Origin of the sequence: Pseudonocardia lacus, assembly GCF_018531445.1 — a bacterium.
Taxonomy (GTDB): domain Bacteria; phylum Actinomycetota; class Actinomycetes; order Mycobacteriales; family Pseudonocardiaceae; genus Pseudonocardia; species Pseudonocardia lacus.
Map to the genome: position 1 here is coordinate 1 of NZ_JAHDTH010000253.1, position 10,046 is coordinate 10,046.

At 71.1% G+C, this 10,046-nt stretch carries 10 protein-coding genes; 3 read left to right on the forward strand and 7 right to left on the reverse strand.

The genetic code is table 11. The features are described from left to right. Positions 1-313: 313 nt before the first annotated feature. From KIK08_RS34275 to KIK08_RS34285, 3 genes are all read left to right on the forward strand, one after another. Positions 314-1,618: an ammonium transporter gene (locus KIK08_RS34275; protein WP_214407475.1), complete on the forward strand. Its 1,305-nt coding sequence runs from the start codon at positions 314-316 to the stop codon at positions 1,616-1,618. Then, positions 1,615-1,836 (forward strand): hypothetical protein, encoded by a 222-nt coding sequence (locus KIK08_RS34280; protein ID WP_214407476.1) that lies wholly within the window; start codon positions 1,615-1,617, stop codon positions 1,834-1,836. The genes KIK08_RS34275 and KIK08_RS34280 overlap by 4 nt, the downstream gene beginning before the upstream one ends. Positions 1,837-2,038: 202 nt before the next feature. Beyond that, entirely contained in the window at positions 2,039-3,682 is a 1,644-nt protein-coding gene (locus KIK08_RS34285) for a carboxylesterase/lipase family protein (protein ID WP_214407477.1), read from the forward strand. 59 nt (positions 3,683-3,741) lie between these two features. Here the strand turns inward: KIK08_RS34285 and KIK08_RS34290 are convergent, their stop codons facing one another. The 7 genes from KIK08_RS34290 to ehuB all read right to left on the reverse strand — a co-directional run. After that, on the reverse strand, positions 3,742-5,031 hold the full coding sequence (locus KIK08_RS34290; RefSeq protein WP_308258073.1) for a TRAP transporter large permease: 1,290 nt from the start codon (positions 5,029-5,031) through the stop codon (positions 3,742-3,744). Next, entirely contained in the window at positions 5,028-5,702 is a 675-nt protein-coding gene (locus tag KIK08_RS34295; RefSeq protein WP_214407478.1) for a TRAP transporter small permease, read from the reverse strand. Before KIK08_RS34295 ends, KIK08_RS34290 begins: the two co-directional genes overlap by 4 nt. Next, complete coding sequence (locus tag KIK08_RS34300) at positions 5,702-6,730, reverse strand: DctP family TRAP transporter solute-binding subunit (protein WP_214407479.1); 1,029 nt, start codon at positions 6,728-6,730, stop codon at positions 5,702-5,704. The genes KIK08_RS34295 and KIK08_RS34300 overlap by 1 nt, the downstream gene beginning before the upstream one ends. A 324-nt stretch (positions 6,731-7,054) precedes the next feature. Then, positions 7,055-7,819: an ectoine/hydroxyectoine ABC transporter ATP-binding protein EhuA gene (gene ehuA / locus KIK08_RS34305; RefSeq protein ID WP_214407483.1), complete on the reverse strand. Its 765-nt coding sequence runs from the start codon at positions 7,817-7,819 to the stop codon at positions 7,055-7,057. Between the two features lie 4 nt (positions 7,820-7,823). Further along, positions 7,824-8,483 carry an ectoine/hydroxyectoine ABC transporter permease subunit EhuD gene (gene ehuD / locus KIK08_RS34310; RefSeq protein ID WP_214407480.1) on the reverse strand — a complete coding sequence of 220 codons (660 nt, stop codon included), beginning with the start codon at positions 8,481-8,483 and terminating at the stop codon, positions 7,824-7,826. Further along, the gene (ehuC, locus tag KIK08_RS34315; RefSeq protein WP_214407481.1) at positions 8,480-9,187 is read right to left on the reverse strand and encodes an ectoine/hydroxyectoine ABC transporter permease subunit EhuC; all 708 of its coding nucleotides are present in this window, start codon (positions 9,185-9,187) and stop codon (positions 8,480-8,482) included. The genes ehuD and ehuC overlap by 4 nt, the downstream gene beginning before the upstream one ends. A gap of 13 nt (positions 9,188-9,200) precedes the next feature. Continuing rightward, positions 9,201-10,046: ectoine/hydroxyectoine ABC transporter substrate-binding protein EhuB (gene ehuB / locus KIK08_RS34320; protein WP_256446616.1), on the reverse strand; the 846-nt coding region annotated here is incomplete at its 5' end.

The window sequence follows — 10,046 nt, forward strand, 5'->3', positions numbered from 1 at the left end:
CGCTGGCGCGCTCTACGCCACACCACCGCAAGCCCGTCGAGAATCGGTGACATCGTCGCTGCCGCACGAGTGCTCACCCATTTCGAGCAGATCGAGCTACGCAGATCTTGCTGAGATCACCTCAGTGTTTACATTCATTCCGGATCTCCGTAGTTATCATCGGCGCTGACGCAGCGACGGCGAGATCCCGGGCCCGACGACGCCCCGAACTCGGCAGGCAGCACGCGACCGACTGCCGTCAATCCACCCACCAGATTGCCGCCCCGCCGGAGGTCGATTCGTGCCGCCAGAAGTCGAGAGCACCATCGAGACCATGAGCTCGGTCAACAACGAGTTCTTCTACTGGGTCTCCATCGCCTTGATGATGCTGATCCACGCCGGCTTCCTGGCCTACGAGTCCGGGGCGTCCCGGTCGAAGAACGTGCTGGCCACAGCCATCAAGAACCTGCTGGCACTCGCGGTCGTCGTCTCCACCTTCTTCTTCGTCGGCTGGTTCCTCTACAACGCGATGCCCAGTGGCTGGATCGTCCTGGACGACCTCGCCCTCGGCGCGCTGCCGTGGAGCGAGAACATGGGCCCGAACATCCAGGACCCGGCCAGCGGCATCTTCTGGGGGGCATTCGCGCTGTTCGCCGCGACCACCGCCTCCATCATGTCCGGCGCCGTCCTCGAACGGATCCGCACCAGCGCGTTCCTGATCCTGGCCGCGATTCTCGGGTCGGTCGTCTGGATCATCGGTGCGGCCTGGGGATGGCACGGCGCGGGCTGGATGCTCACCGCCATGGGCTTCCACGACGTCGGCGCCGCGGGGTGCGTGCACCTGATCGCGGGCGCCTTCAGCCTCGGCGTCCTGATCAACCTCGGCCCGCGCATCGGCCGGTTCACCGCCTCCGGCGAACCGGTGACGATCCGCCCGCACAACCTCCCGCTGACGATGCTCGGCCTGATGCTGATCTTCGTGGGGTTCTTCGGCTTCCTGATGGGCTGCGTCATCTACTCCGGCGACGGCTACGCCACCATCTACGGCAGCCCGACCACGCTCTCGGCCTTCGCGTTCAACACCCTGATGGGCCTGGCCGGCGGCATCATCGGCGCCTACCTCACCTCCCGGGGCGAACCCTTCTGGACGATCTCCGGCGGCCTGGCCGGGGTGATCGCGGTCGCCGCCGGCATGGACCTCTACCACCCCGCGGTCGGCTTCGTCGTCGCCGGCGTCGGCGGCGCGCTGATCCCCTACATCGGCAAGCTGCTCGACCGGTTCAAGATCGACGACGTGGTCGGCGCGGTCGCCGTGCACGGCGGCGCGGGCGCGTTCTCGCTGATCGCGTCCGGGCTCCTGCTCAACGGCTACCCGAACACCGACGGCAACCCGTCGGTCGCCCTGTGGGGCCAGCTGGTCGGCCTGGTGGTGTTCGCGGCGCTCGGCTTCGTGCCCGGCTACGCGATCTCCTGGGGCCTGAAGAAGGCCGGGATGCTGCGCATCCCGCCGGACGCCGAGGAGCAGGGCCTCGACCTCAGCGAGGTGCCGGCCACCGCGTACCCGGAGGGCATCCCGATCACCCCCGTCCGCAGCAGCAACAACGGCAACGGCCTCGTGAAGCAGGGAGCGCAGGCATGAGCACCAGCCCGATCGACAGCTACGACGGCGCCGGCGTCGTGTTCACCTTCGGCGCGAACTCCGTCGGCGTCTGGATCTTCCTCGTGCTGGCCGTGGCGCTGTTCGTCGGGTTCGTCCTGCGGATGGTCCAGCACGAGAACCGCGCCTACGCCGCGATCGCCGCCCACCAGCCCGTCGAGGCCGGCCCCCCGGTGGAAGCCGAACCACCGGTCGCCTGACCGCCCCGCCGTCGAGAACGAAGTTGTCGTGATCGAATCGTCCTGTTGATCACGACAACGTCGTTCTCGACGGGAGGCCGACCCGGCGTCGACCTACTTTCGTCGGTCCGACGTGCTGCCTCGGTCGCTGGTGCCCGCAGACACGAGCCGCTGGACTCGTCGTCGACGCGGGACACCGCCGACCACGAGGAGGACGACCGGGATGACGGGCAGGAGATGGCGCACACGGCTCGCGCTGGTGGGATCGATCGGGGCGCTGGCCGCCCTGGTGGGCTGCGCCGGGCCGACGGCCGACGCGGCGGCGGCGGGTGGTGCGGGCGGAGCCGATGACGCCGGAGCCGATGCGGCCGTCGTCCTGACCGAGTTCGGCGCTGTGCGGGGTTCGATCGACGGCGACACCCGCGCGTTCCGGGGCCTCCCCTACGCCGCGCCGCCGGTGGGCCCGCTGCGCTGGCAGAACCCCACCCCGCCGGCGACGTGGCCGGGGGTCCGGGAGGCGACGCGGGCCGGACCGGCCTGCGCGCAGCAGCCCGGTGAGCTTCCCGAGGGCAGCACCAGCGAGGACTGCCTGTACCTCGACGTGACGACGCCGTCCGGCGGCACCGGTGCGAAGCCGGTGATCGTCTGGGTGCACGGGGGCGGCTACTTCACGGGCGCCGGCAGCAACTACGACGCGCGGCGCATGGCCGCCCGAGGTGACGCGGTCGTCGTCACGGTCAACTACCGGCTGGGTGTGTTCGGCTTCTTCGGCCACCCCGCGCTGCCCGACTCGGGCACCTTCGGGTTGGCCGACCAGCAGGCCGCGCTGTCCTGGGTGCAGCGCAACATCGCCGCGTTCGGCGGCGACCCGGACGCGGTCACCGTCGCGGGGCAGTCCGCCGGCGGGATCAGCACCTGCGCCCAGTTGACCTCGCCGTCGGCCGCCGGGCTGTTCGACCGGGCCGTCATGCAGAGCGGCTCCTGCGCGCTGAGCTGGCTGGACGGCTTCGACTACCGCAACCAGACCGCGGCCTCGATCTTCCAGCCGGTCGCGGCTCTCGAACGACAGGGCCGGCGGACTGCCGCCGATCTCGGCTGCACCGACCCGGACCCGGCCGCAGCGCCGGCCTGCCTGCGCGCGCTGCCGGTGGACGCGCTGATGGACGTGCAGCAGGAGTTCATCAGGCCCGCCTACGGGACCGCACTGCTGCCGACGGAACCGACCGAGGCCCTGCGCAGCGGGCGGTTCCACCGGGTGCCGGTGCTGTCCGGGCAGACGCGCGACGAGGCCACCCAGACCACGGCGTACTACGACGACGGCACGCCGATGAGCGAGCAGACCTTCCGCACCGCGATGGCCGAGGCGTTCGGCGCGGACGAGGCCGCGGTGCGGGCCGAGTACCCGCGCTCGGAGTACGACTCGGCCGCGCTGGCGTGGTCCGCGATCGTCACCGACCGCAAGTGGGCCTGCTCGCAGCTCGACGACTCCCGCCTGCTGGCCGCCCACGTGCCCGTCCACCACTACGAGTTCGCCGACCCCGCCCCGCCGCCGCTGTCCCCGCTGCCGCCGCGGATGCCCATGGGCGCCGAGCACGCCTCCGACCTCTGGTCGTTGTTCGACCTCGCCGGCATGCCCGCGCCGTTGGATCCGGAGCAGCGGCGCCTGTCCGAACAGATGATCGACTACTGGACGAGCTTCGCGGCGACCGGCGACCCCGGCAACGCCGACGGACCCGCGTGGCCGCGGTTCGACGCGGCGGCCGACCCGCCCCACGTCCAGGCGCTCGCACCCGGCGACGGCGGCATCGGTCCGGTCGACCTGGCCGCCGAGCACCACTGCGGCTTCTGGGCGGCGCTCGGCCGCTGACCGCAGCGGATCCACGCGCCGGTGCGATGATCCGGCCGGCGCGCGCCACCGCGAACGCCCTACCCGCCCCCGAGGAACGCCAGCGAGATCGCCGGGACGTAGGTCACCAGGAACAGCGCGGCCAGCAGCACCAGCGCGGTGGGTATCGCCGCCCTGGCCACCTGCAGCACGCTCATCCCCGACATCCCGCTGGCCACGAACAGGTTCAGGCCCAGCGGAGGGGTCACCATGCCGATCTCCAGGTTCATCACGATCACGATGCCGAGGTGGATCGGGTCGACCCCGAGTTCGAGGGCGATCGGCAGCAGGATCGGGGCCAGGATGAGGATGGCGCTGGAGGTCTCCATGAAGCAGCCCGCCACCAGCAGCAGGATGTTGACCAGCAGCAGGAACGTCCACCTGTTGAGCTCGTAGCTCAGCAGCAGTTCGGTGATCTCGCCCGGGATGCGCTCCGAGGTGAGCACGAAGGAGAACAGGATCCCGTTCGCGATGATGAACATGATCATCGCCGAGGTGCGCGCCGAGGTGAGCAGGATCCCGCCGAGGGCCCGCAGGTCGAGCTCCCGGTAGACGAAGACCGACACGACCACCGCGTAGAACACGGCCATCGCGGCCGCCTCGGTGGGGGTGAAGATCCCGCCGTAGATGCCGCCGAGCACGAGCGCCGGCAGCGCGAGGCTCAGCACCGCGTCCCGGACGGCCCGGAGCTTCTCGGCCCCGGTCAGCGTGATGGCGTGCGCACCGGTGCCGTACCCGCGCCTGCGGGACACGACCAGGACCAGGCCGAGCAGCATGAGGCCGGCGACGAGGCCGGGGAGCAGGCCCGCGATGAACAGGTCGCCGATCGACTCCTCGGTCGCGATCCCGTACACGATCAGCGGGATCGACGGGGGGATGAGGATGCCCAGCGAACCGGACGTGGCGATCAGGCCCGTGGAGAACTGCTTGCCGTAGCCGCTGGCCACCATCGCCGGGATGATCAGGGTGCCGACGGCGACGACCGTGGCCGGGCTGGACCCGGAGATGGCGGCGAAGAACATGCACGACAGCACCCCGGTCATCGCCAGCCCGCCGCGGAACTGGCCGACCACCGCGTTGCACGCGGCGATCAGCCGCCGGCTGATCCCGCCGCGGCTCATGATGCTCGCCGCGAGCACGAAGAACGGGATCGCCATCAGCGGGAAGGTGTTCAGCGAGTTGAACAGCCGCTCCGGCACCTGGGTGAGCGGGATCAGCGTGAAGTAGAAGAAGTAGATGAACGACGTCAGCCCCAGCGCCACCGCGATCGGGGTGGCCGAGAACAGCAGGGCGAACAGGATGACGACCAGCGCGATCGAGGCCACGGTCACCGGTCGCCACCGCCCGGGTCGTCCGGCCGGGGGGCGGGCGGGTCGCCGGGCGTGCGCCGGGTCCGCTCGATGTCGCCCGCCTCGACCCCGGCCACGTCCGCCTCGACCTCCAGCAGCGAGCGGCCGGCCTCGGGGAAGGCCTCGATGCCGCGCGCGGTCCGGACGAGGATCTCCAGCGCGCGCAGGAGCATCAGCGTGAAGCCGATGGGGACGGCCGCCTCCACCACCCACAGCGGGAGCTTGAGCGACGGGGTGGTGGTCGAGGTCGAGAACGGCTCGAACAGCAGCAGCCATGCGAAGACCCCGACGACCGCCAGGTAGACGACGGTGACGGCGGCGGCGATCGTGCCGACGACGCGCCGGCCGCGCTTGCGCAGGAAGGCCCCGAAGATGTCGACGTTGACGTGCTCGCCGTGGCGCAGCGTGATGACGGCACCGAGGAAGGTCGAGTAGATGACCAGGTAGATGATCGCTTCCTCGGACCAGAAGAGGAAGATCCCGAAGAGGTAGCGCAGCAGGACCGCGCCCACCGCGATGATCGTGGCCAGGCCCAGGGTCGAGGCCGCCAGCACGTTCTCCACCCGGGTCAGCACCCGGTCGAAGCGCTGCATGGCGGCCCCCGTCCCGGCGACGGGGACGACCGGCGGGTCGCCCCCGTCCGTGGCGGGCACTACCTGGCGTTCTGCTCGGCGAGCAGGGCGTCGACCAGATCCGGTCCGATCACGTCCGCGTACTGCTGCCAGACCGAGGGCACCACGCGGTCCTTGAACGCCTGGCGCTCCTCGGGGGTGAGCTCGAGGATCGTCGTGGTGCCCGCCTGCTCGATGGTGGTGCGGGCCTGCTCGTTGAGCGTGGCCGCGACCTCGCGGTTGTAGGCGCTCGCCTCGTCGGCGGACTCCTGCACGACGGTCCGCAGGTCGGGGGGCAGGCTCTCGAAGAACTGATTGTTGATCACCAGCACATACCCGATGTAGCCGTGGTTCGACGCGGTGATGTGGCTCTGCACCGTGTGCATGTTCTGCGACTCGATGTTGGAGTACGGGTTCTCCTGGCCGTCGACGACGCCCTGCTGGAGGGCGTTGTAGACCTCGGCGAACGCGAGCGGGGTCGCGCTCGCCCCCCAGCTCTCGAACTGGCTGCGCAGCACGTCCGAGGGCTGGATGCGGAAGCTCAGACCGGCCAGCGACTCGGGGGTGCGCATCTCGGTGTTGGACGAGAGCTGCTTGAGGCCGTTGTCCCACAGGCCCATGACCTTGATGTTGTTGGCCGCGAGCGCTTCGCTCTCGTAGATCGCCTTGCCGGCCGCCGAGTCGGGCGAGACGACCTCGGGGATGTCCTCGACGCTGTCGAACAGGAACGGCAGGTCGAGCACCTGCAGCGCGGGCGCGATGGTGGTGAACTTGGCGCTGGCCGGGGCCAGGACCTGCACGCTGTTGGACTGCAGGGCCTGCAGTTCGTCCTTGTCGCCGTAGAGCTCGGAGTTCGGGTAGATCTCGACGGTGATGCGGCCGCCGGAGCGTTCCTCGACGACCTGCTTGAACTTCTCCGCCGCCTGGCCCTTCGGCGTCGCCGGGGTCACCACGTGCGAGAACTTGATGGAGAAGGTCTGGCCGTCCGCGGCGCCGCCGCCCGCGCCCGCGCCGCGGGCGCCGCAGCCGGCCAGGGCCACCGCCCCGGCGAGCACCAGCACCGCGACCATCGCACGACGCCCTTGTCGTCCCATCGCCATCGCCGTCCCCCGCCCGTAGCGATCGATGCGCCGGTGCACCGAATTGCTGGGATACTCGTGGAGCGCGTGCTGATTGGGAAGCGCCTGCCACCGATCATCGGATCCCGGATCATCAATGGGATCGAGCGATGGAACACGCATTGGTGCATCCGGCGGCGCCGACACCGCCGGTCGAGGGTGACGCTGCTCCGGGGCGCGGGTCGCGGATCATACTCGCGGACGGCGTCGAGGACGCTCGCCGCGCGGCACGTCGCCCGGCGAGCCCGCCGGGACGGATGTGACGCGCGTGACCGGTCAGCGCCCCTCGAGCACGGCGGCCAGGAACTCCTTGGTCCGCGGCACCCGCGGCTCGACGAGCAGCCGCTCCGGCGGCCCGTCCTCGACGATCGAGCCGCCGTCGAACATCAGCACGCGGTCGGCGAAGTCCCGGGCGAACCCGATCTCGTGGGTGACGCAGAGGATCGTGATGTCGCTGCTCTCCCCGATGAGGCGCAGCAGCCGCAGTACCCCGGCCACGAGCTCCGGGTCGAGAGCGGAGGTGACCTCGTCGAGCAGCAGCACCTCCGGCCGCATGGCCAGCGCCCGGGCGATGGCCACGCGCTGCTGCTGCCCGCCGGACAGCCGGGTCGGGCGCTCGTGGGTCTTGTCGGTGAGCCCGACCAGCTCCAGCAGCTCGGCGGCGCGCCGGGTGGCCTCGGCCTCGGACATGCCGAGCACGCGCACCGGCGCCTCGATGAGGTTGCCCAGCACCGTCATGTTCGGGAACAGGTTGAACTGCTGGAACACCATCCCGATGGTGCGGCGCACCGCACGGGCGTGCTTCTCGTCGGCCGGGACGACCGCCCCGCGGCGTCGCATGTGCGTCAGGCAGCGCCCACCGACGTGGATCGTCCCGGCGTCGACGGCTTCCAGGCCCATCAACAGCCGCAGGATGGTGGTCTTGCCCGATCCCGACGGCCCGATGAGCGTGACGTGCTCGCCGCGCTCGACCCGCAGGTCGAGGCCGGACAGCACGGCGGTGTCGCCGTAGCGCTTGTGCACGCCGTCGAGGACGACCATCGGCTCAACCGGCACCGGCACGACGCTCCATTCTCCGCACCAGGATGGAAGCGGGCAAGCTGACCAGCAGGAACAGCAGGCCGGCGAGGGTCAGCGGCTCCACCGGGCGGAAGCTGTCGGCGCTCAGCTGCCGGGCCACGGTGACCACCTCGACCAGGCCGATCGCCAGCAGCAGCGGCACCTCCTTGAACATGGAGATGACGTAGTTCCCCAGCGCGGGCAGCACCCGGGGCACCGCCTGCGGCAGGATCACCCCGAACCAGACCCGGGAGCGCGGCAGGCTCAGCGCCGCTGCGGCCTCCCACTGCCCGACCGGCACGGCCTCGATCCCGGCCCGGTAGACCTCCGAGGTGTAGCACGCGTAGTGCAGCCCCAGGGCGATCACACCCGCGGCCAACGACCCCAGGGTGATGCCGACGTCGGGCAGCACCTGGTAGATCACGTACGCCTGGACCAGCAGCGGCGTGCTGCGCCAGAACTCCACGAAGGCGCGCACCACGCGGTGCAGCACCGGCACGCGGGCGCGCAGCACGATCGCGAGCACCAGGCCCAGCGCGAACGCCAGCACCGACCCCAGCAGGGTGGCCAGCACCGTCACCTGCAGGCCCCGCAGCAGCGCTGGCAGGACCTCGACGGCGTAGCCCCAGTCCCAGATCCCGGTCACATCGCCACCCCGGTCGCGAACCCGCTGCGCGCGGCCGTCGGCGGCCGACCCACCCGGGCCGCGGCTCGCCGTTCCAGCAGCCGCATCCCGCTGGTGACCAGGACGGCGAGACCCAGGTACAGCAGCAGCTCCACCAGGTAGATCGTCAGTTTCTCGCCGACGCCGAGGTTGGGCACCAGCAGCTGCCCCCGGCGCACGATCTCGTCGACGACCACGAGCGACAGCAGCGCGGTGCTCTTGAGCAGCTGGATGAACAGGTTCGTGAACGAGGGCAGCATCTCCACCACGGCCTGCGGGAGGACCACCCGGCGCATCCGGTCCCACGGCGACAGGCTCAGCGCGGTGCAGGCGTCGTACTGCGCCCGGGGCACCGACCGCACCGCGCCGCGGACGATCTCGGCCCCGTACGCGCCGTGGTTCAGCCCGAGCACCACGATCCCCGCCGCCAGCGGGACGATCTGGTAGCCGACCAGCGCCGGCAGCACGAAGAAGATCCAGAACAGCTGGACGACCTCCGAGGTGCCGCGGAAGAACTCCACGTACACCCGGCTGACCGCGCGCACGGCCCGGTGCCGCGACAGCAGGGCCAGACCGGCCACCGCGGACAGCGCGATGGTGAGGGCGATGCCGCCGACCGCGGCGAACACGGTCGGCGGCACCCCGGCCGCCAGTGACGACAGGATCAGCGGCAGGTTGTCGAGCACGTCGGGTCTCGGCTCAGGCGGTGCAGAGGGCCGCGGTGGTCAGGTCGGGGCCGGGCAGGTTGTCCTCGGTGAACCCGAACGGAGCGGTGATCCGCAACCACTCGCCGGACTCCTGCAGCGCGGCCAGCTCGGTGTTGAAGGCGTCGAGGATGTCGTCCTCGCCGGGACGGAACACGAAGCCGCCGGCCGACACGACCTCCGCGCCGTCGATCACCGGGAAGAACCCCGCGGTGACCTCGACCGGTGCTCCCGGGTTCTTGGCGACCACGTCGTTGAGCGAGATGTTGGTCAGCGCCGCGCAGTCGGCCCGTCCGGACACCACCGCCTGCACCAGGGCGTTCTGGTCCCCCAGCACCTGGACCCGGTCGGCCGGGACCCCGCTGTCGGTGGCGTAGCCCTGTTCGACGGCGCCGTTCAGGACCGCGACGCGCAGCCCCTGGTCGCGCACGCCGTCGAAGGCGGTGATCCCGGCGGGGTTGCCGGCGGGGACCAGGAACGCGGTCGGCGCGGTGTAGTCCGGCGCCGAGAACGCGGCCGCCCGGCACCGCTCCGGCGTGATGAACATGCCGGCGGTGACCATGTCGAACTGCCGCGACAGGGTCAGCCCCGGTATCAGCTCCCCGAACTCCACGGTGACGGCGTCGACCTCGCCGATCCCGAGCCTGCCGAGCACGGCGCGGGCCACCTCGACGGACTCCCCGGTCACCCGGCCCTGCCCGTCGGTGAACCCGTAGGGGGCCTCGTTCGCGATGCCGACGGTGATCCGGCCGGCGTCCCGCGCCCGCTGCAGCGTGCCCGGCCCGGCGGCGGTGCCGTCGCCCGCGGAGGGCACCGCCGTGCACGCCGGCAGCGCGGACCC

Coding starts and splice junctions, on each gene's coding strand:
- ehuA (WP_214407483.1), bottom strand. CDS start 7,819: ATGGTCGTCCTCGACGGCGTGCACAAGCGCTACGGCGACACCGCCGTG.
- KIK08_RS34285 (WP_214407477.1), top strand. CDS start 2,039: ATGACGGGCAGGAGATGGCGCACACGGCTCGCGCTGGTGGGATCGATC.
- KIK08_RS34280 (WP_214407476.1), top strand. CDS start 1,615: ATGAGCACCAGCCCGATCGACAGCTACGACGGCGCCGGCGTCGTGTTC.
- KIK08_RS34275 (WP_214407475.1), top strand. CDS start 314: ATGAGCTCGGTCAACAACGAGTTCTTCTACTGGGTCTCCATCGCCTTG.
- KIK08_RS34300 (WP_214407479.1), bottom strand. CDS start 6,730: ATGGTCGCGGTGCTGGTGCTCGCCGGGGCGGTGGCCCTGGCCGGCTGC.